This window comes from Sphingobacterium sp. UBA7038 (genome assembly GCF_002494055.1).
Taxonomy (GTDB): Bacteria; Bacteroidota; Bacteroidia; order Sphingobacteriales; family Sphingobacteriaceae; genus Sphingobacterium; species Sphingobacterium multivorum.
This window is the reverse complement of sequence record NZ_DLAV01000005.1, coordinates 42,083-62,538: the sequence shown is the minus strand read 5'-3', so window position 1 is coordinate 62,538 and position 20,456 is coordinate 42,083. Positions and strand designations below refer to the sequence as shown.

Annotated in this window: 18 protein-coding genes and 2 tRNA genes; 12 read left to right on the top strand and 8 right to left on the bottom strand. The window is 38.5% G+C overall.

Features of this window, described 5'->3' with window-relative positions; genetic code table 11:
- Positions 1 to 35 precede the first annotated feature (35 nt).
- On the bottom strand, positions 36 to 677 hold the full coding sequence (gene mqnB / locus B3H30_RS01345) for a futalosine hydrolase (protein WP_070562711.1): 642 nt from the start codon (positions 675 to 677) through the stop codon (positions 36 to 38).
- Between the two features lie 585 nt (positions 678 to 1,262).
- Between mqnB and B3H30_RS01340 the strand changes: the two genes are divergently transcribed.
- The 8 genes from B3H30_RS01340 to B3H30_RS01305 all read left to right on the top strand — a co-directional run bounded on the left by B3H30_RS01340 (position 1,263) and on the right by B3H30_RS01305 (position 7,355).
- Positions 1,263 to 1,676, top strand: a complete 414-nt coding sequence (locus B3H30_RS01340) for a 6-pyruvoyl trahydropterin synthase family protein (protein WP_070562714.1) — start codon at positions 1,263 to 1,265, stop codon at positions 1,674 to 1,676.
- A gap of 28 nt (positions 1,677 to 1,704) precedes the next feature.
- On the top strand, positions 1,705 to 2,334 hold the full coding sequence (gene folE, locus B3H30_RS01335; RefSeq protein ID WP_046673193.1) for a GTP cyclohydrolase I FolE: 630 nt from the start codon (positions 1,705 to 1,707) through the stop codon (positions 2,332 to 2,334).
- Between the two features lie 240 nt (positions 2,335 to 2,574).
- Positions 2,575 to 3,210 carry an O-methyltransferase gene (locus tag B3H30_RS01330; protein ID WP_070562845.1) on the top strand — a complete coding sequence of 212 codons (636 nt, stop codon included), beginning with the start codon at positions 2,575 to 2,577 and terminating at the stop codon, positions 3,208 to 3,210.
- A 22-nt stretch (positions 3,211 to 3,232) separates the two neighbouring features.
- The gene (locus B3H30_RS01325; RefSeq protein WP_046673195.1) at positions 3,233 to 3,757 is read left to right on the top strand and encodes a glucosaminidase domain-containing protein; all 525 of its coding nucleotides are present in this window, start codon (positions 3,233 to 3,235) and stop codon (positions 3,755 to 3,757) included.
- A gap of 15 nt (positions 3,758 to 3,772) precedes the next feature.
- Positions 3,773 to 4,606 (top strand): glucosaminidase domain-containing protein, encoded by an 834-nt coding sequence (locus B3H30_RS01320; protein WP_070562717.1) that lies wholly within the window; start codon positions 3,773 to 3,775, stop codon positions 4,604 to 4,606.
- 61 nt (positions 4,607 to 4,667) lie between these two features.
- Positions 4,668 to 5,429, top strand: a complete 762-nt coding sequence (locus tag B3H30_RS01315) for a hypothetical protein (protein WP_070562720.1) — start codon at positions 4,668 to 4,670, stop codon at positions 5,427 to 5,429.
- A gap of 22 nt (positions 5,430 to 5,451) precedes the next feature.
- The gene (locus tag B3H30_RS01310) at positions 5,452 to 6,489 is read left to right on the top strand and encodes a DUF3078 domain-containing protein (RefSeq protein WP_070562723.1); all 1,038 of its coding nucleotides are present in this window, start codon (positions 5,452 to 5,454) and stop codon (positions 6,487 to 6,489) included.
- Positions 6,489 to 7,355 (top strand): N-acetylmuramoyl-L-alanine amidase, encoded by an 867-nt coding sequence (locus tag B3H30_RS01305; RefSeq protein ID WP_070562726.1) that lies wholly within the window; start codon positions 6,489 to 6,491, stop codon positions 7,353 to 7,355. Before B3H30_RS01310 ends, B3H30_RS01305 begins: the two co-directional genes overlap by 1 nt.
- A gap of 109 nt (positions 7,356 to 7,464) precedes the next feature.
- Here the strand turns inward: B3H30_RS01305 and B3H30_RS01300 are convergent, their stop codons facing one another.
- From B3H30_RS01300 to B3H30_RS01275, 6 genes are all read right to left on the bottom strand, one after another.
- The gene (locus B3H30_RS01300; RefSeq protein ID WP_201639955.1) at positions 7,465 to 9,180 is read right to left on the bottom strand and encodes a sodium:solute symporter; all 1,716 of its coding nucleotides are present in this window, start codon (positions 9,178 to 9,180) and stop codon (positions 7,465 to 7,467) included.
- A gap of 94 nt (positions 9,181 to 9,274) precedes the next feature.
- Entirely contained in the window at positions 9,275 to 9,484 is a 210-nt protein-coding gene (locus tag B3H30_RS01295; protein WP_070562731.1) for a hypothetical protein, read from the bottom strand.
- Positions 9,485 to 9,491: 7 nt separating this feature from the next.
- Positions 9,492 to 11,945, bottom strand: coding sequence for a PIG-L family deacetylase (locus B3H30_RS01290; RefSeq protein WP_201639956.1), 2,454 nt, complete (start codon positions 11,943 to 11,945; stop codon positions 9,492 to 9,494).
- A 659-nt stretch (positions 11,946 to 12,604) separates the two neighbouring features.
- Positions 12,605 to 12,859, bottom strand: a complete 255-nt coding sequence (locus B3H30_RS01285) for a DUF6952 family protein (protein WP_046673203.1) — start codon at positions 12,857 to 12,859, stop codon at positions 12,605 to 12,607.
- Positions 12,840 to 13,154 (bottom strand): thioredoxin family protein, encoded by a 315-nt coding sequence (locus tag B3H30_RS01280; RefSeq protein ID WP_046673204.1) that lies wholly within the window; start codon positions 13,152 to 13,154, stop codon positions 12,840 to 12,842. Before B3H30_RS01280 ends, B3H30_RS01285 begins: the two co-directional genes overlap by 20 nt.
- Before the next feature lie 84 nt (positions 13,155 to 13,238).
- A complete protein-coding gene (locus B3H30_RS01275) occupies positions 13,239 to 13,871 on the bottom strand; it encodes a peroxiredoxin (protein WP_070562738.1) in 633 nt (210 codons plus the stop codon).
- A gap of 288 nt (positions 13,872 to 14,159) precedes the next feature.
- On the opposite strand from B3H30_RS01275, the gene B3H30_RS01270 reads away from it, so the two are divergent.
- From B3H30_RS01270 to B3H30_RS01260, 3 genes are all read left to right on the top strand, one after another.
- Positions 14,160 to 14,243 (top strand) — tRNA-Tyr (locus tag B3H30_RS01270).
- A gap of 232 nt (positions 14,244 to 14,475) precedes the next feature.
- A tRNA-Arg gene (locus B3H30_RS01265) sits at positions 14,476 to 14,547 on the top strand.
- 172 nt (positions 14,548 to 14,719) lie between these two features.
- A complete protein-coding gene (locus B3H30_RS01260; RefSeq protein WP_070562741.1) occupies positions 14,720 to 15,394 on the top strand; it encodes a phosphatase PAP2 family protein in 675 nt (224 codons plus the stop codon).
- Between the two features lie 30 nt (positions 15,395 to 15,424).
- Here B3H30_RS01260 and B3H30_RS01255 read toward each other — a convergent pair whose 3' ends face one another.
- Positions 15,425 to 16,612 (bottom strand): MFS transporter, encoded by a 1,188-nt coding sequence (locus B3H30_RS01255; protein WP_070562743.1) that lies wholly within the window; start codon positions 16,610 to 16,612, stop codon positions 15,425 to 15,427.
- 538 nt (positions 16,613 to 17,150) lie between these two features.
- Here B3H30_RS01255 and B3H30_RS01250 point away from each other — a divergent pair.
- A complete protein-coding gene (locus B3H30_RS01250; RefSeq protein ID WP_070562746.1) occupies positions 17,151 to 20,354 on the top strand; it encodes a S41 family peptidase in 3,204 nt (1,067 codons plus the stop codon).
- Positions 20,355 to 20,456: the final 102 nt, after the last annotated feature.

The window sequence follows — 20,456 nt, the reverse complement described above, 5'->3', positions numbered from 1 at the left end:
TTATGTCATTTTTTAATAAGTAAATGACTTTTGTATTAAATTTTTGAATAGAAGTTGTTCAGATAGTCCAATGTCTTTATAAGTGCCTTATTACTATTCATTATCGCCAATGGAATGTTCCACGTGGCCCGGTTCCTTTTCTCCACGTAATTCGAAATTCCACGAATCTCGATTACGGGAACAGTCATTTTGTCGGCAGCATAGAAAACAGCGGCTCCCTCCATACTTTCAATAAGGCTATCAGGATGCAGTTTTTGAACTTTTTCAATACTTTCTGTACTACCATGGACTTTGTTTACGGTAATTCCTTCCCCCTGCTTTAAAAAAGGAAGCCTAAGTTCCTTGTCATTCAGGAAACACGAAGTAAATTTAGACTTTCCATAGCCCAATTGATCTATTGGAATAAAATTATGACCGTCTTCCGCGCCCAGTTCAACAAATGATTCCGAAACGACTTGAACAACTGAGCCTATTTTAATATGTCGGTCCAAACATCCCCCTATCCCGATATTAATGAGGAGATCATATTTTTTTTCATGTAGCACTCTTCCTAGCTCAAAGGCTGTGGCCACCATGCCCACACCAGTGATTAGGGTATCGCATTGACTGTAATTTGGCACCACTTCCAGAAAAGGCTGCAATTCAAATGAAGTAGCCGCAATCACTAATATTTGCATGATAAATTCGTTTTTGATGGAAAATTACAAATTATATTGCAGACATACCTTTTTTTAGCATAAAAATAGCGAGCTAGGAATTCGTCCTGCTTACAAATTTGAGCTTGATTATAATAATAAGGTTAACTGATTAGTTGCTACGAAATCATTTTTGATCATCGAGTCCGAACGGTGCCATTTTTAGCCTATTGAAATCAGAAACAGCTATGACCTTCTTATATATTAGTTTAGCTTTTATATACCTTTAGTTTAGAATTTAGTTAGGTTTAATTTAGGTCAAACCTATACTAAACCTAAACAAAACCTAACTAAAACCTAAGTAAAACCTAATTAAAACACAAAGAATATCATGCTAAAGTATCCGCATTATCCGGCAACACTTTTGTCAACAGGGTGCATACAAAAACTCACTGCGAAGTCTTAGCAAATTAATTCCCGAAATCATGTTACAGCTAAGAATAAGGAGCTTTTTATCCCTGTGTGATGACAAAAGGCGGAAGGCACTCCATTATATTACTATATTCTGACTTCATTCCTTAAATTGAGATGTTTTAATTGCTCTTAATGCCTTATCTTTGTATCATTATGGTATTTATAACTCGTCGCGAACGTTTCTGTGCTGCGCACAAGCTCTATCGTGAAGACTGGAGTAAAGAGCAGAATGAACAGGTATTTGGTCTTTGCTCCAATCCAAATTGGCATGGACATAATTATGATCTTTATGTAACAGTTAAAGGAAAAGTCAATCCGGAGACTGGTTTTTTGATCGATTTAAAGATCATGAAAGAAATAATCAATCGTAGTATCATTGACAAAGTCGATCACCGTAATTTCAATTTAGATGTTGATTTTATGAAGGGAGTCATGGCTTCTACGGAGAATATAGCAATCGAAATATTTAAGATCTTAAAACCGCTGTTTGATGAACAGGGTGTGATCTTGCATAGTGTCCGTTTGCATGAAACAGAAAATAATTACGTCGAATATTTTGGCGATTAATCTTTAATACATTTAAATAGTAGAAACTATGAGTCAACACTCATTTGACAACGAAGAGTTGGATGGATATATTAAGATCGACAAATACAATACTGAAAAGGTAGATCGCATCGCTGCTCATTATACAGATATATTGGAATGTCTGGGGGAGGATCCAAAACGTGAAGGTTTAGTGAAAACACCAGAACGTGTTGCAAAGGCATTGCAATTTTTGACGCATGGCTATGATATCGATGCTGCGGAAGTGTTACGCGGTGCTATGTTTGAGGAAGACTACAGTCAAATGGTTGTCGTTAAGGATATTGAAGTATATTCTCTTTGTGAGCACCATATGTTGCCTTTCTTTGGTAAAGCCCATATCGCGTATATTCCAAATGGCCATATTGTCGGTTTAAGCAAAATACCACGTGTCGTTGATATTTTTGCGCGTCGCCTGCAAGTTCAGGAACGTCTCACCAATGAGATCAGGGATTGTATTCAAGAAACTTTAGGCGCTCGTGGAGTAGCTGTGGTGATGGAATGCAAGCATATGTGTATGGCAATGCGTGGTGTTCAAAAACAGAATTCCGTAACGACTACCTCTGCATTTACTGGCGCATTCCAAAATGATGTCACAAGATCCGAATTTTTACGCTTGATCACTGCTGATCTTGCTTAGTATATTTGTTGTTTATTAATAAAAAAAGCCTGCTAAAATATCCTCTTTTAGTGGGCTTTTTTTTTGATAGAATTTGAAAACAAAATAGAAAATCAAAAAATGGCAATATTGCTTTTTTATGCTTCTGAGGCGATTTATGAAAAATGCTCTTTACAAAAGGATAATTGTATTTAATTGATATTCAGTTTTTTGTAAAAAAAAGTTTTTATCATAAAAATGTTTTTTGGTACCTTTGTGGTTATGGAAATTGTTGCCGACGATTTAGAGTCCTATTTGGAACATACTACAGACGAGGAAAATTCGTTACTGAAAAGGGTAAATCGGGAGACTTATTTGAAGGAAACAATGCCCCATATGTTATCTGGGCACTACCAGGGAAGAGTTCTTTCTTTATTGAGTAAAGTGGTTGCTCCGAAACGTATTTTGGAAATAGGAACGTTTACGGGATACGCAACGTTGTGTCTCGCAGAAGGGCTGCAGGAAGATGGGATATTGCATACTATCGATATCAATGCAGAGCAACAAGAACGCGTCCAAGGTTATTTTGATGAATCGGCATTTGCTGATAAAATCAAATATCATATTGGAGATGCAGCGGTAATACTACCTACATTAGATGAAACATTTGATTTGGTATTTATCGACGCGGACAAAAAGAGAAATTTATATTATTTCGAAACGATAATAAATCAAGTTCCGTCTGGGGGACTTATTTTGATTGACAATGTCTTATGGAAAGGTAAGGTGTTAGATTCAAAACCAGACAACCAAACAAAGCAGATCATTGATTTGAATGCACGTTTAGCTCAGGACAAGCGCGTAGAAAAGGTAATATTACCGATTCGAGACGGACTTTTTGCCTTGCGCAAGAAGTAATTTGTGAACTAAAACATTCTTCATGAATTTAAAACAATTAAAAAGCTTTGTACTGTTACTAGCTTTGGGAACTTTTGGATTAACAAAAGTTTCAGCTCAAAGTAATGCGGCATATGTCGATAAGTACAGTCCAATAGCAAAAGAAATGATGGAGGAACATGGTGTTCCAGCATCGGTTATCTTAGCCATCGCTATGCATGAAAGCGGAAATGGTGGTAGCAGGGTAGCAAAAAATTTGAATAACCATTTTGGTGTCAAAGGAAAAAACAACAGTACCGTTATTCGGTCAGCTTACAAAGGTTATCGGTCTGTAATGGACTCGTATGATGATTTTGTAGGAATAGTAAAAAGAAAAAAGACTACTCAGAGTCTTTTTGAAAAACATCCCGGTGAAAAATACGAAGCTTGGGTAAAAGCGATTGCTCGTTCGGGCTACTCTACGAGTAAAGGTTGGACAGCAAAAGTACTCGCTACTATTAGACAATATCATTTGGATATGTTTGATAATGATGCTAAGCAAAATAGATTCTCGTCAACAAAAAAATAAGCGCGATAGTATTGCATGAAGAAGTTTTTTTATGGCATGTTTGTATTCATGATGTTGATTACATCATGTTCAAGCCGGAGAGGCACAATTTCCTCCACTAAATCTGGCTCCAATTCAAAAACTTCTTCATCCTCTTCTGTGGGGCGACCTACCATGGCTGGCAACGACTATATTGCTCATTACAAAGATGTGGCCGTTGCAGAAATGAATAAATATGGTATTCCTGCGAGCATTAAACTTGCTCAGGCTTTACTGGAATCCGGTAATGGTAACAGTTATCTTGCGCGTGAGGCTAATAATCATTTCGGTATTAAATGTGGCGGAGTTTGGAAAGGAAAATCCGTGACTCGTCCCGATGATAATATCAATGACTGTTTTCGGGTTTATGAAAACCCCGAACAATCTTTTCGGGATCACTCAGAGTTTCTGTTACGACCGCGATATGCGGCACTCTTTAAGTTGGATAAGAACGACTATAAAGGCTGGGCCAAAGGCTTGAAAGCGGCTGGATACGCCACCAATCCGCGTTATCCTGAATTGCTGATCGAAATGATCGAAAGATATCATCTTGATCAATACGATCGCGGTGAATCGCCACGTGAAAAGGTTGTACGTGAAGAGACTGTTCAGGTCGAGATCGTACAGAATGTACAAGAAACCCCTCCTACCGTCGTAAAGACAGAAGAAATCAAGAGCCCGGTAGCTATGCGTATTCATGAGGTTAAAGCTCAGGATACGTTATATTCGCTCAGTAAGCTGTACAATGTATCCGTTGATCAGATCAAATCCCTAAACGGTCTTACCGATGATGCCCTATCTTTAGGTCAGCTATTGGTTATATCTAAATAGTTACGCTTTAAAAGATGTTAAATATTTCGCTTTTGTACAGCGATATAGTAGTTTTACGAAAGTGATACTACAGCGATATATTTTTCTACTTATTGCCCTTGTTGGCTTTACTTCTTCACTTTTTTGCCAAGATAAAAAAGTCGAGGGTATTGTTTTTGATAAAAATACCAAACAACGTATTGGAAATGTGAAGCTGGCGAACTTGCGTACCGGGGAGGTCAATTATAATACTATTAAAGGAGAATTTGTCTTTAATGCACAGCTAGGAGATCATATTGTTGCGCTATGTAAAGGCTATTTTTCAGATACTCTTCAGGTGGATAAGCGTGGATTGTTGCTATTTCATTTGGTACGTGAATCGTTTTATATTGATGAAGTTCAGGTTTTTGCACGCAAGACGCCAGAAGAAATTCTGAAAAAAGCAAAGGAGGATTACGAGAAAGCGTATCGTCTTGCGGGTTATGGTGACGTATTTTCTGTTGGTCAAAATGGTGCTGGATTAAGCATCAATTCAATCTATAGTTTATTTAGCAAGGAGGCCAAAAGAGCACGTCGACTAACTAAAACCATTGAAAATGACTATAAGGAAAATGTGATCGATTATAAATTTTCGAAAGAGCTTATCAGCAAGATTACTGGACTAAATAGCGATGAAGCAGAACGATTTAGAAGGATATTTAGACCCTCCTATTTCTTTGTTCTCTCAGCGAGTGATTATGAACTGGCGAATTATATCAAGGATTGTTATTCACAGTATCAATTGAACCCTTCGCAATATTTTATTGAGCCTTTTCCAACAATTAATTATAAATTAGTACCGTAAACAAAAAATAGACGTTTTCAGAATGAAGTTATTCAATTTTGTCGGCATGGCTCTGCTTTGCCTTTCTATTACCAGCTTAAAAGCACAGGATCTGAAAGATCTTCGCGCTAAGCCAGATACCGCAATTTCTGTACAGAAAGAGCAACCATTAAATATTAAAACGATTCGTCCTATAGTTCCAAAACTAAACTTAGAGGTAGACTATTGGAAACATTGGACAAAATTTGGGATCAATTTAAATCAGGCGTCATTTAATGATAATTGGAAAGGTGGCGGTGTTGGTTCTATTGCTGTAGGATTGAATGCGAATCATAAATCGGATTATACGAAGGACAATTTCAATTTTGTGACCGAAGTTGATTTACGTTATGGAAAGATAAAGAATACCAATAATATTGCGAAGAAGAATAATGACCGTATATTTTGGGATAATAAGCTTTCTTATAAATTGTCTGCCAATTGGGCATTGTTTACGTCGGTGACATTTGAGTCGCAATTTGATGCGGGTTATAAGTATAAAACGGTTAACGGCAGAGATACAATAGACTATATTGAGAATGCGTTTATGGCACCAGCTTATCTGACAGAATCTTTCGGTCTTGAGTATAAGCCTAGTAACGAATTTTCCCTACGTTTCGGTACAGGTACTGCACGCCAGACTTTTATCTTGGATGAGCGTGTTAAGCCTCGTTCTGGAGAAGGTTTCTTTGAGAAATATGGCTATTATAGAGATCCTAACAATCCAAGTGCGGGTACTGGTGAACGATTTGGTGTAAAGGAAGACCGCACTTTTGCCAATGCACTGGCATTCCAGCTAACGGGTAACCTAGACAAAAACTTCACAGATAAACTGAATGTAAAGGCTCGTTATAACCTTTTTGCTGATTACGAGAAACTTTCCAATCCTACACACCGTCTGGATGTAACTGTAACGGCAAAAGTCACGAGAGTCATCAATGTGAACTTAAATGGTATTATGATCTATGATCCAGATGTTATTTCAAGAGTACAGTTGAGCCAGTCGCTGGCATTGGGTATAGTCTATAGTTTACCAAAATAATGTTTAGGTCTGTGTCAATAGGGATATTGCTTTGTTCATTGCTGTCTTTGGCAAGCTGCAAGTCGAAGATACAGCCGGTGGTTGCAAAACCGCTAGTTGCGTCATTTGCTTCTGCATTGGTTGTGGAAGAGAAAGTCGAAGCTAAGCCAGATACCAATTTATTGACACCTGAGGAAAGAAAGGTTGTTTTTTTACAGAAATCTGGAAACCATCCTTATTGGCGCCAAGAGGAAGCCATACATTATGATGTTCGTAAACCTAACTATGTCATTATTCATCATACAGCACAAGATAGTATTGGGCAGACGATCAAAACCTTTCAGATTCCAAGAACTAAAGTGAGTTCACATTATGTCATTGGCCGGAATGGGGAGATTATACAAATGTTGAACGATTATGTTCGGTCTTGGCATGCGGGGATGGCAAAATGGGGTTCTATTGTCGACATGAACTCCTGTTCTATAGGTATAGAATTGGATAATAATGGTAGGGAGCCTTTTCCTGAGGCACAAATTAATTCATTGATGACTGTGCTTGATACCTTGAAATCGCGTTATTTAATTCCAGCAAATAATTTTATTGGCCATGCTGATATCGCTCCATCACGCAAGAATGATCCAAGCGTTTTTTTCCCGTGGAAAAAGCTTGCAGAACGGGGTTTTGGAATATGGTATGATGAAGGACAGCTTGTGGCCCCTCCTGATAGCTTTAATGCGATAGATGCGCTTAAAATTATTGGTTATGATACATCCAATCTAAAAGCCGCTATCGTTGCCTTTAAACGAAAGTTTGTCGTTCGAGATACAACCCCCGAATTGACCATATACGATAAGAGTGTATTGTACAATATCTATAAAAAATACTGAGCCTGAGCAATCAGGCTTTTTTATTTTTTCTGAAAGTATGATCTTATTGGCCAAAAAGAACCTTCAGCTCGCTTTCATTGCTGTTGGTGTCTGTGAAGTCATGAAGGTTTTATTTAAGATCACTATTGTCCTCCATGGGACGAGGTACTTTCGTCCCCAGTTGTACGATATAGGCGATTAACATGACAGCTAGGCAGCCAATAAGATTTAGCCAGAGAAAAGGAATTTTATTTATCGTCCATACCGCTATCACGATAATTTCGGAAAGAATGGCTGCAAGAAAAACAGCTTTGCCTTGAATTTTCTTCATGTAGAAGGCGACGATAAAGATCCCTAGGATAGTACCATAGAATAGTGAGCCCAGGATATTGACCGCTTCGAGGAGATTACCCAATCTGTTCGCATACAAAGCAACAATAACAGTAAATGTACCCCAGATCAACGTAAATAAACGCGACCACAAAAGTTCTTGTTTTTCAGATGAGGTAGGATTAATAAATCTTTTGTAGATATCAATGGTCGTTGTTGAAGCCAATGAGTTGATAGCACTTGCTGTAGACCCCATGGATGCGAGAAAAATGACCGCTATGAGTAGCCCAATTAGGCCCTTTGGGAAGACGCTCGTCACAAAAGAAAGAAAGACATAATTATTGTCATTCGTTTCCGCTGTTGGGTTGTTTTTTTTGATTAAGTCCAAAGTCCCTTCTTTTACCGCTTGCATTTTTGCATTAAGTTGACCGAGTGAGGATCGATGATCAGCAATTCTTTTTTCATCGTCGTGATCCAATGCTGTATTAAGCTGCTGAACAACAGATTCACGTGTTTTAAACAGCTCGCTATGCTTTTGTTCGAGAATCTGGTAATCAGGAGCATATTTGCTTTCTTTAAGCTTCTTGATCTCGACTTGATTGAAAAAAATGGGTGGCTGATGGAATTGATAATAGGTAAATACCAGAACTCCAATCAACAGGATCGCAAATTGCATGGGGATTTTCAGTAGACCATTCATAATCAACCCTATGCGACTTTCCTTGATCGAAGCCCCTGTCAAATAACGGCCTACTTGACTTTGGTCGGTCCCGAAGTAGGAAAGCTGTAGGAAAAAACCTCCGATTAGTCCTGTCCAAAGCGTATAGTTATTATTGAGGCCAAAAGTAAAATCCAACGCGTTGGTTTTTCCTGATTTTCCTGCAATATGAAGTGCTTTTGATAATCCAATTGACTCTGGCAGGAGATGGATAACTAATATGCCTGCTACGAGTAATGATCCAAAGATAATGCTCATTTGAAGCAACTGCGTATGAGATACGGCTTTGGTTCCTCCATAGGTCGTATAGATAACAACAAAAATCCCTATGGCCAATGTGGTCCAGGTAAGATCAATATGAAGAATGGTCGATATAATTAAAGCGGGTGCAAAGATGGTAATACCTGTTGATATCCCCCGCTGTATCAAAAAAAGAATAGCAGTGAGTCCTCTGGTTTTGACGTCAAAACGTTTTTCTAGAAATTCGTAGGCTGTAAATACTTTTAGCTTATGAAAAATAGGGACAAATGTAATGCAGAGCACAATCATGGCCAACGGAAGACCAAAGTAGAATTGGACAAAACTCATTCCAGAAGAATAGGCTAGTCCGGGGGCAGATAAGAAAGTAATGGCGCTCGCTTGCGTCGCCATTACTGATAATCCGACATGATACCAGGGTAAAGAACGATTACCTAGAAGATATTCATCAATATTTTTTATACCCCTACTCTTATAAATGCCATATATGACAATAAATAAGAGTGTCAGAAATAAAACAATCCAATCTGCTGTACTCATGAATAGTGGTTCGTGAAAATGTACAGAAAAAGGATGAATAAAAATAGCCAGATAACGACTAACCAGTAGAAACGCTTCCAGCTATTCATATTTTTTATCTATCTGAAGGCTTCTGTGGATAGATAACACTATTAAAAATAGCAGCGATAATCAATCCGACAATAGCACCACCGAAGATGCTTAGAAATGTCTCGTTTGCAGTGAATCCAATTAATGCACCAAATACTACAGCAACTAAAAGAATGATTCCTTTTGCTTTGCCAGCATCAATTGTTGTGCAGCTGTTGTCAATCTGATTTTCCATTATTATATTATTTTGATTTTGATAACAAATTTACGAATAATCTATAAGCTCCGGGAATTCCTGCAGGCAATTGTCTGAAAAAAGATAAAGATGTATAAACAAATTTACCTTTTCCATATTGAGCAATGAGTAGTGAGCCGTTGTGCAAGGGTTCACCGGGATCTTGCATGCTGATCGGAGTGCGGTACTTTTTATCAATATCTTCTGCAAAATATAACCCCCGCTCCTGTACCCAGTGTTCGAAGTCAGCTTCGATGATCTTGTTCGGGTAATTGAAAATCGGATCATTTTTATCGAAGTGTACTGTCGCAAGTTCATCTGTTACCCGGCTTCTTCCGACGCTAAAAGGAAAAGGACCAAAGTTTTTTGAGATCAGTCCATTGTTTACATTGTATTGCGCTAAAACTGTTCCGCCCATGTTGACATACGCGAGTAGTTTGTTTTGGAGCGGAACAATTTGTTTGTTAACGTTGAATATTCGGACACCAAGAATTACCGCGTCATAGCTAGAAAGATCTGTTTTTAAAGCTTGTTCGTTACTTAACACATCGACTTTTATACCAATGGCCGTCAATGATTCAGGAATTAGATCCCCTGCCCCATGGATGTATGCCACGCTCTTTACGTCGTTGACCAGGTTGATATTGCTCATTTTTATAGCGACATCTGGAAAATAAACAATATTAGGTATATGATTGTAGTCGATGGATTTTATCTCCTTTAAACGTTCTTTGTCTGCCAAGAGGAACCCAAGGGTATCAATGGAAGATTTAGAAGCATCTGATGGTTTTATGCTGATCTCTCTGGAAATTGTACGCTCGCCTTTGTCAAAAGATAGGTCAAAAGATGCCGGTGAAACTTCCCAGCCTTTAGGTACATGCGGTCTGACGTTAAATGTGGTTGTGTTTGCTTGTCCGTTTTTCTGAAAAGTCAGATTCACTTTGACAGTGTGGGCATTTTGTGTAAGTGCCAAAGGGCTGGAACTTTTTGCCGTCAACTGTGGGACGATCACAATGGGGTCATAGATTTCGCCACGAACAGGATCGGTATATTTATATTTTATGGGTTGATTGAGTGTGATATTTTCACCATTGATCCGGAGTTGAAATGATACCTCTGGAGCATAGGGGTTTTCTGGATAGCCTGTCAGGTTAAAATCACTGACATTAAATTTGCCTTTTCCATGTGGATCAATCAACCAGTATGGTTGTGTCGTCCTGTCGGCATGTATAAGAACCGAGTCTCTTTGTAGCTTGTTTATTTTTAGTGTTTCATGAATGCTATTTCCATTTATTTGGGTCAGCTCAACGGTTACATTTGGACGCCGAACAATAATGGAATGTTCTACTTTGATCTGATCTTCCAAGGCATAGGATGGATTTTTAGCGATACTTTCGAACCAAATTCCACCACAGGCAAGAATTAGTTTTTCAACCTCTTTTTTCTTTTCAGTTTTCCAGTATTCATCATCAATTTGATCCAGTGCTTTGTACAGTTGGATCAATTCAGCAATGATCAATTCGGGTTTATCAATTTGATATGTTTGATTGATGTGGTCAATTAAGGACTCAACTTTACTGCCGTTTTGAATTCTTTTCCATGAGGTGTCAACTCCATCCAAGAGTGTATTTTTTGCAGGTGCACCGTCTACATACTCAAAGTATTCGATTGAAGAGCCACGTTGGCTTGCCGAACCAAAGCCTTGGCTTTTGTGTGATGAACGGCTGTGTGCGGCAATTTCTCCATAAGAGGCTCCTAGAAGAGAATTGTAATCCCCGATATCTATTTTTAACTGATCTTCACGTGTATTGTTTTGACCGCCGAAGTTAGCTGTATTCCAAAGCAAGCGTTTAGCTTTCCAGGGGCGTACAAATTGAAGTTGCTCTGGGAATATATTCGGATCAGCAGCAGCTTTAAAGGCTTCATGTGCTAGAATGGCCGAGGCTTGATGATGACCATGGCCACCCCTTGAATCGGGAGGAAAACGCGTGATGATGACATCGGGCCTAAATTTGCGGATAATCCATACGGCTTCGCGGAGAACACGCTGTTTATCCCAGAATTCGAAAGTTTCCTCTGGAGTCTTCGAGAATCCAAAATCGTATGCTGATGAAAAAAATTGCTCACCTTTATCGATTTTTCGAGCTGCCAGTAATTCCTGCGTTCGAATCAATCCAAGTTCAATACCTTGTTCTGTTCCGATAAGGTTTTGTCCCCCATCACCTCGAGTTAGGGATAAATAGCCTGTTTTATATTTTTTTTCCTGCGCTAGCCAAGCTATTAGCCGGGTATTTTCATCATCGGGATGTGCTGCAAAATAGAGTACCGACCCCAGCACGTTCAGTTTTTCTAGATGAAGTTTAATTTCAGCAGCGTTCCACTGTGGATTCTGTGCTTTAACGATTGAAGTTGACAAGATGCCAGCCAAAATAATGATAACAGAGAGAAAAGGTCTTCGCATGTTTAAAGATAAAAATTTTGATGAACAACGGATTGTTGGAGATTGTAATTTTATTGCGTGTCTTTTTAATTGACAGTCTTTAATTAGCCCACTTGTGACGTTGGTATATTGCTTTGACTTATGGATATTAGGCGAATTAAACTTAGGGCCATAAAAGGAAGCTAGTTTGAGTGACGAGGTAGAGGGATAGATCACTAAATGGTAAAATATAGGCATAAATAAAAAACGGAAATCCCAATCAAGCTGGAATTTCCGTTTAACAATTAAAATATTTTTTCCTGAAACGAATTTTTAGAGAATAGTTATTTTGTCGCTTCGCTCCAAGTGGCAACCTTTAACATAAGTAAATATATGTAGAAAATATTTAGTTCTGTCAGATTACCTTAATTAGTTTTCCACATTGCTAAATTTTGTCAACATTTTAGCTTTTGGAAAACATATAATATAGCGGCGTCATGCGTTTAAGATGCTGCAATACAGCGATATTTAAGGTAAGATAGGTTTTCCGCTACCTTCAAAAAAATCTGTATTGGTCTAAAGCCAATTGTATATTTGTTTGACAAATTTCAATCGATTTTAGTCTCTATGTTTCAAATGCTCAAAAACGACAGGAGCAACCTTTAAAGAAAGTTTCACGCGAATGTTTTTGGGACCAAACACTATTTATCAATGGCACCTAGAACACGCTTCATAAACATATTTAACGCGTCTTTTTTGGAGTTACCTTCTTTAATTAATTTATCTACCTCTACAGCTCCGTATAGGTTTGAAATCAATTCACCAAGAACGTCAAGTTCTTCATCTTTCAAAGGAGCTTCGGTTAAAGCTTCCAGTGTCTCGATTGTTTCCAAGACATAATCTACATCATTCTGCTCGATGAACTCTGTCAAATGCTTAATTACTGGTAGTTTCATTGAATAATTCTACTAATGCGTCTAACTTATTTGTTTGTACCTGATTGACTAATTTACCGTTTTTAAAAGCAGCGAAAGTGGGTAGGTTATTGACATTTGCTAGTTTGCGGGATTCAGGGAATTTTTCTGCATCAGCAATAACAAAAGGTACGCTATCATTTTCGCCAGCCAATTTTTTGAATTTCGGTTTCATGATTTTACAGTTACCACACCAAGTTGCGGAGTACTGAACCATTACAATATCGTTATTGTTTACAATTTCTTGTAAATTATCGTTTTCTAATTCTTGTAACATGATTTTATTTTTAAGGTGATTGTTGGAGAAATCAACAGGAGCCCGGAAAAGCTCCTGTCGAAAAGACACTGTGGTCTTGTATTGTTAGTGTTTAGCTAAATAATCAGCTACACCTTTTCTATCTGCGTTCATTGCATCTTTACCTTCTTCCCAGTTTGCAGGACACACTTCGCCAAATTTCTGTACGTGAGCGTAAGCATCGATCAAACGTAAGTATTCTTTAACGTTACGACCCAAAGGCATGTCGTTTACTGATTCATGGAATACACGGCCAGTTTCGTCGATCAAATATGTTGCTCTATAAGTAACCGCAGAACCTTGTGCCAATGTTCCGTATTCAGGGTGTTCAACTTCTTGAACATCTAAGATTCCTAATATACTTGATAAGTTGCGGTTGGTGTCTGCCAATAGAGGATATTCAACACCTTCAATTCCACCGTTATCTTTTGCTGTGTTTAACCAAGCAAAGTGTACTTCATTTGTATCGCAAGAAGCGCCGATTAAGACTGTATTGCGTTTTTCAAACTCAGCAGCTGCTTCTTGAAAAGCGTGTAATTCAGTAGGACATACGAAAGTGAAATCTTTTGGATACCAAAATAAAAGCACTTTTTTACCTTCTTTAACTGCTTTTTCAAAAATGTTGATCTGTAAATTGTCGCCTAAATAATCAATTGCATCTACTGTAATGCTTGGAAAACTTTTACCTGTGAAACTCATAATATATCTTTCTTTTTTTTGTTGACACAAAGATACAGCAACTCGATCCAAAAAGCGAATTGATTTTACCAATACACTATCGTCAAAATCTATTATGACTAGATTATAACAATAAGTTTTTATTATAATAATGATAGGTTGATCTGATGATTAACAGACCATTTATATGTTGCATGAAAATAAATGAATTCATACTGCGCTAGTTACAGATTTATACCCAAAAATTATTGCAGTTTTGCAAATCAAAAGCTACTTTTGCGACGTTCAATTCTAGAACAGCACAATGCTGGAGGGGTTCCAGAGCGGTCAAATGGGACGGACTGTAAATCCGTTGCTTCGGCTTCGAAGGTTCGAATCCTTCTCCCTCCACCATTTTTTCTTTTCTAAATCCAGTCTATTTTACAGGTTCTAAATTTGCGGTTGATCGTGACTATTCCATCGTACGTGAAACGATTTTGATATATATTTTGGCTATGGTCAATGTTAATCGCTTTGGTATAATGAGTCTATATAGTGGCTACCTCTCTTTTTTAAAAAAATATAACAGGATTTTAGACTAGCTATTGACTTATATATAAAATAAGCCTAAGTTTGGCTTCTGAAAGGCCCCGTAGTTCAACGGATAGAATAGATGTTTCCTAAACATTTGATAGCAGTTCGATTCTGCTCGGGGCTACTGAGAAAAGCGATGGATTTCCATCGCTTTTTTTGTTTATTCAATAAAACTTTTCCTTTTCTTATCAAAATAAATAGGTAATAGAATTGTAAATTTTTATTGGAATGATTATTTTCGGATAATTATTTACAGCAATTTTACTTTTGGCCTGTAATCCGATAATATAAATTGAATGGGAAAATTTTTATTATACCAATTTAGAAAGGTATATGCAGCTAACCCTGCTTTTTTTGCTTGCTTTAGCATTTGGATAGTCTTAATGACAGCTGTTGTTATATTTATTCCGAAGGAAGATGCATTCCATTTTGTGAATACTCGTCATTCATTTTGGGCTGATATTCTTTTTACAATACAGACTTATTTTGGAGACGGTCTTTTTGTTATAGGTGTTTTTATTGCCTACTGCTGTACGCAGCAATGGAATTTTGCCCGAGCTATCCTGGGGACATATATTTTCTCGGGGCTGATCTGCTGTATACTGAAAAACCTTTTCGATGCCGATAGACCGGCAACCGTATTTCATGGAAATCCTACATTCCATGTTGTTTCTTGGTTGCGTGTAGCGCACTTTAACTCCTTCCCTTCCGGACATACAACTTCGGCCTTTGCGCTGGCGGCTACGTTAGGTATTCTCTCAAAAAATAAAGCTTTTGGTATAACTGTATTTATTCTCGCTGCATTAACAGCCTACTCTCGGGTGTATTTGGGACAGCATTTCGTAGAAGATGTTTGGTTTGGATCAATTTTAGGAAGCGGTACGGCTTGTTTTTATTTACTTGCCATGCCTTATGTCTTGAAAAATAAACGCATGTCATTTAGCACGAGATTTCTTCAGGTCAAACTTTAAATTCAGTAAGAAGATACTTCCATCGTTCGATTAGGTTTGGCTTGTGTCTTTGAATAAAGATAATCGTCCAACCATTATAAACATCAACAGTCCGAAACAGGCAAAAATACCATAGGAATATCGTAGGCTAAAGACTTCAGCAATATACCCAATTAAAGGTGGTCCCATTAAAAAGCCCAAGTAGCTAATGCTTGAAACCATGGCCAAAGCCACTCCAGAGGGCACATTTTTGTTCTGTCCGGCAATACTGTAGATGGAGGGGACATTGCAAGCTACACCGATACCGACCAACATAAAAGCTAGGGTACAGATGATAAATTCGGGAAAAATAACCGATGTCATCATCCCGATGAACATCAGTAGGCCACTGTACTGCAGGGTCCTTTTTCGGCCCAATTTCCGAATGACAGCATCACCAACAAAGCGCCCAGTAGCCATCATGATCATAAATGAAGCGTAGCCAACGACAACAAATTTCTCTGGCGCCTGAACGATCTCCTTGAAATACACCCCACTCCAGTCGAACATTGCCCCCTCAGTTGCCATGCTGAAAAAGCCGATGATGCCGAGCTGAAGTAAGCCACCTTCTGGTTTAGAGAAAAAACTGCGCTTTTCCTTTTGAGGAGATTTGCCAGGAACCAAATACTTTTGGTTGATTAGTGTATTCGCTGTGACAATGACTAATATGATTAAAAAATGGTAAAAGGTGTTCAGTCCAAAATTCATCGTTAACAAGCCTACTAGTGCTCCTGTGAAACCAGCGATACTCCAGGCTCCATGAAAGGAAGTCATTATTGATTTTTTGAAAACCTGCTCCGTTGCGACACCCTGTGTATTAACAGATATATTACACATATTTCCGGTTACACCAAATAGAAATAGTATGCCTCCTAACTGCCAGGCATTCTGCGCAAAGGGGATGGAGCACAAGACCAAGGTGTAAGCGATGGGTACGATACGCAAAACGCTAGCACTTCCATATTTTGTAACCAATTTTCCTGAAAGAGCCATCGTTGCAAGTTGTCCGACTGGAAGCATTAATAAAATTGTCCCCAATTGACCCTCACTTAAGTTGAGATGAGCTTTGATAACGGGGATGCGGCTTGCCCAAGATGCAAACGCGATACCTTGGCAAAAAAAGAAAAGCGATACCGCAATTCTTATGCGATTTCGTTTCTTATAAAGATCTTCTTCTGAGTGAGTTAACGTTGCGTCCATAGTTTCTGATTTGAGGGTGCAAAGTTAAGGATAAGTATCCCATTAAAAAATATAATGATTCAAAAAATATTTGCATGTTTAGGTTACAATAGGGATACGAAATATGCCTATATTTAAATAGCATATCGGCGTGATGATAATTATATGCGCTAGTTTCGATAATTATCATCTGCCTCAATCTTCCGGTAAGAAAATAATACGATGTGCTTTTTGAATTCGGCTAAACATATTTATTCAATATCATATATTGTACGTAATCATTCCTTGTATAGGAACCGAAAATAGACACATTTGTTTCAGTTTATTTGTATGCATACTTTAATTTAAGAAGATATTCGATGTGGTAGTCAAAATAGAAGAGGTTTGGGCTTCCATATCATTAGAAAATAATAGCAGTGAAATAACGGGAGAAAGTCAACAATTAAATGTTGATGTAGTGAAGGAATAAAAATATAAAATTCTTCGCTATTTCATGGTGGTTTGTTCAATACCTATTCTACCTTTGTATTGGCAAACAACTATTAGCCTCCTAGATAACATGATAAAGAAACTAATTTTAAGTACAGTTCTAGCCTATGCTGGAACAACCTGTGTTATTGCCCAACAACCCACGTTTTTATCCCATCCGACTTTAAGTCCCGATGGAAAGGAAATGGTTTTCAGCTACGAAGGTGACCTTTGGAAAGTTGGAAGTCAAGGTGGTGTTGCGGTACGGTTAACAGGAATGGAAGGAAATGAGATCAATCCAAGAATTTCCCCAGATGGAAAATGGTTGGCTTTTTCCGCCAATCAAAACGGTAATATGGATGTCTATGTAATGCCCTTGGCGGGTGGAGATATAAGGCAGCTGACATCGCATGATGCTTCGGACGAAGTGGACAGCTGGAGCTGGGATAGCAAATCGCTTTATTTCACATCATCGCGTTACAATAGAATGAGCGCTTATCAAGTTGCTTTGGATGGAGGTACGGCGACAAGGTTATTTCCACATGTCTTTAATTATATCAGTAACGTGGTGCCAACTCCTTCGGGAGAATTGTTATTCAATGACAGCTGGGAAGGCTATAGCTCGGCGAATCGCAAGCGATATAAAGGTGCTTTCAATCCAGATATCAAGTCTTATAATCCCAAAACAAAGGCATTTCAACAGTATACAGATTATATCGGTAAGGATTTTTGGCCCACTGTGGACCAAAAAGGAAACATATTCTATGTGTCCGATGAAAGCAATGGTGAGTACAACCTTTATCAACTAACGGGAAAGTCGAAAACTCAATTGACTTCTTTCCAAGAATCAATCAAACGTCCGTTTGTCGCGGCAGACGGTACTAAAGTGGCATTTGAAAAGGGCTATCAGCTTTATATTTATGATGTCAATGGAAAGAAAACCGTACAGCCCAACATCGCACTTAACCGCAATCAAGTGCTAGGAAAGCTGAAAGAGTTTAACATTTCAGGTAACATCAGTAATTTCGACGTTTCTCCGGACGGAAAGAAAATGGCATTTGTATCACGTGGCGAATTGTTCGTTTCGGATATTGAAGGAAAGTTTGTTCGTCAGATGCCCGGTCAGGGAGAACGTGTCATGGAGGTTAAATGGCTTAAAGACAGTAAAACATTACTCTATAGCCAAACGTATCAAGGCTACCAGAACTGGTTTTCACGCACGGCAGACGGTAAAGGTGAGGTAAAGCAATTGACACTAGATCTGCGTAACAACCGTGATATTACATGCAATGCAGATAGGACAAAAGCTGTGTACCTCAGTGGTCGTGATGAAGTACGTATATTGGATTTGACAAGTTTGAAGAGCCAAACAGTAGTTAAAGATGAAATCTGGGCATTTCAAAATTCTTCGCCCTCATTCTCCCCTGATGGAAACTATCTTTTATTCACAGCTATGCGCAATTTTGAACAGGATATCTTTGTGTATAATCTGAAAAATGAGCAAACGACTAATTTGACAAATACAGGAGTCACAGAAGCAGCACCATATTGGTCTCCTGATGGTAAATATATTTATTTTGCGAGTAATAGGACTAAGCCTTCTTATCCTACCGGTATGCAAAACTCCAGCATTTTCCGAATGGCATTGACCAACTTTGACCAACCTTACCGTAGTGCAAAGTTTGATGAATTATTTGTAACACCCGAAAAGAAAGATACAACAGTAAATAAAACTGGTACAGCTAAGAAGGAAGCTGGCGCTAAGGATAAAAAGAAAAATGATGTCGATAAGGGCAAGCCAACCGCGATACCAATAGCCGAACCCAAGAAAGCTGGTTTGGTTCAATTGGATTTAGAAGGACTGCGTGATCGAATTGAGCAAGTGAGTCCTGCATTTGGAACACAATCTAATCCTTTGGTGATACAAAAAGGGGATAAATCCTATCTTTTCTATTCATCCAATCATGAAGGGAAATATAGTACTTATCGTACCGTATATGAGTTGTTTGCACCGACCAAAACCGAAAAAGTCGCTGACGGCGGCATGGAGAATTTTGTAGAGTCGGCGGGAAAATACTTCGTATTGACCCGAGGAACGATTCAGAAATACAATCTTGACTTGAATAAGCTTGATGCGGTTACAATGAGTTTTAAATTCAATCGAGATCTCGAGAAAGAGTTCAATCAAATGTTTTATGAAACATGGGCCAATCTGGAGGAAAATTACTACGATAGCAACTTCCATGGAGTGGATTGGGTTGCGATAAAAAAGAAATATGAAAAGTATCTTCCAGGTATCAACGATAGGACAGATTTGCGCATCCTCTTAAATGATATGTTGGGCGAGCTCAATTCGTCGCATCTGGGTTTCAGTTCAATGGGACAGGAAGAACGTAAGCCGTTTGGTTTTGTAACGAATGAAATCGGTGTGACCTATGATTCCAGCAATCCTTACGAGATCAGCTATATTGTTCCGAATGGCCCCGCGGCAAAGAAAGAAGCTGATATTCATGCGGGTGATATCCTCATCGCGATTAACGGAACAAAATTGAATACGCAGGCAGACCGCGATAGTTATTTTACTTGGCCTTCACTGGAAGAAGAAATTCAATTGACCTTGAATCGTAATGGCAAGGAAATTCAGACAAACATTCGTCCGGTATCAAGCGCCGTGTTTAGAGATCTCCTCTACGACCAATGGATTAGAGATAACCGAAGTCGAGTTGATCAGTTGAGTAGCAATAAGATAGCCTATTCACATATGAAAAATATGTCGGATACTGAGTTACAGCGGTTCTTGATCGACATGGCCGAACAGGAGAATAACAAACAAGGGATTATTTTAGATTTGCGTTATAATACAGGCGGAAATGTACACGATGAGGTTTTAAGATTCCTGTCACAACGCCCTTACTTACAGTGGCAATACCGAGGTGGTAAACGTGCGCCACAAAGTAATTTTGCACCATCTGCCAAGCCTATTGTTTTATTGATTAATGAGCAATCGCTGAGTGATGCTGAAATGACTGCAGCGGGCTTTAAAGCACTTAAGTTGGGCAAAATCATCGGTAATGAGACCTATCGCTGGATTATTTTTACTTCTGCTAAAGGCTTAGTCGACGGATCAAACTATCGACTTCCGTCTTGGGGATGTTATACGCTTGATGGTCAGGATCTCGAACAAACTGGAGTTGCCCCAGATATTCTTGTAAAAAATACCGTACAAGATCGGATGGAAAATAAAGATCCGCAGTTGGAAAGAGCTATAAAAGAAATTCTTGACAGTATAAAATAAAGAAGTTAGCGCTAACATTACTTACTTTAAATAAACTGTCAAAAGTTGCAGTGCCCCCAAAAAGTTAGACACTTTCTGGGGGCATTTTTATGAACCTGATCT

Excerpts from the sequence above, each read along its gene's own strand:
- mqnB (WP_070562711.1), bottom strand. The coding sequence starts at position 677 with ATGCAAATATTAGTGATTGCGGCTACTTCATTTGAATTGCAGCCTTTT.
- B3H30_RS01340 (WP_070562714.1), top strand. The coding sequence starts at position 1,263 with ATGGTATTTATAACTCGTCGCGAACGTTTCTGTGCTGCGCACAAGCTC.
- folE (WP_046673193.1), top strand. The coding sequence starts at position 1,705 with ATGAGTCAACACTCATTTGACAACGAAGAGTTGGATGGATATATTAAG.
- B3H30_RS01330 (WP_070562845.1), top strand. The coding sequence starts at position 2,575 with ATGGAAATTGTTGCCGACGATTTAGAGTCCTATTTGGAACATACTACA.
- B3H30_RS01325 (WP_046673195.1), top strand. The coding sequence starts at position 3,233 with ATGAATTTAAAACAATTAAAAAGCTTTGTACTGTTACTAGCTTTGGGA.
- B3H30_RS01320 (WP_070562717.1), top strand. The coding sequence starts at position 3,773 with ATGAAGAAGTTTTTTTATGGCATGTTTGTATTCATGATGTTGATTACA.
- B3H30_RS01310 (WP_070562723.1), top strand. The coding sequence starts at position 5,452 with ATGAAGTTATTCAATTTTGTCGGCATGGCTCTGCTTTGCCTTTCTATT.
- B3H30_RS01305 (WP_070562726.1), top strand. The coding sequence starts at position 6,489 with ATGTTTAGGTCTGTGTCAATAGGGATATTGCTTTGTTCATTGCTGTCT.
- B3H30_RS01300 (WP_201639955.1), bottom strand. The coding sequence starts at position 9,180 with ATGAGTACAGCAGATTGGATTGTTTTATTTCTGACACTCTTATTTATT.
- B3H30_RS01295 (WP_070562731.1), bottom strand. The coding sequence starts at position 9,484 with ATGGAAAATCAGATTGACAACAGCTGCACAACAATTGATGCTGGCAAA.
- B3H30_RS01290 (WP_201639956.1), bottom strand. The coding sequence starts at position 11,945 with ATGCGAAGACCTTTTCTCTCTGTTATCATTATTTTGGCTGGCATCTTG.
- B3H30_RS01285 (WP_046673203.1), bottom strand. The coding sequence starts at position 12,859 with ATGAAACTACCAGTAATTAAGCATTTGACAGAGTTCATCGAGCAGAAT.
- B3H30_RS01280 (WP_046673204.1), bottom strand. The coding sequence starts at position 13,154 with ATGTTACAAGAATTAGAAAACGATAATTTACAAGAAATTGTAAACAAT.
- B3H30_RS01275 (WP_070562738.1), bottom strand. The coding sequence starts at position 13,871 with ATGAGTTTCACAGGTAAAAGTTTTCCAAGCATTACAGTAGATGCAATT.
- B3H30_RS01260 (WP_070562741.1), top strand. The coding sequence starts at position 14,720 with ATGGGAAAATTTTTATTATACCAATTTAGAAAGGTATATGCAGCTAAC.
- B3H30_RS01255 (WP_070562743.1), bottom strand. The coding sequence starts at position 16,612 with ATGGACGCAACGTTAACTCACTCAGAAGAAGATCTTTATAAGAAACGA.
- B3H30_RS01250 (WP_070562746.1), top strand. The coding sequence starts at position 17,151 with ATGATAAAGAAACTAATTTTAAGTACAGTTCTAGCCTATGCTGGAACA.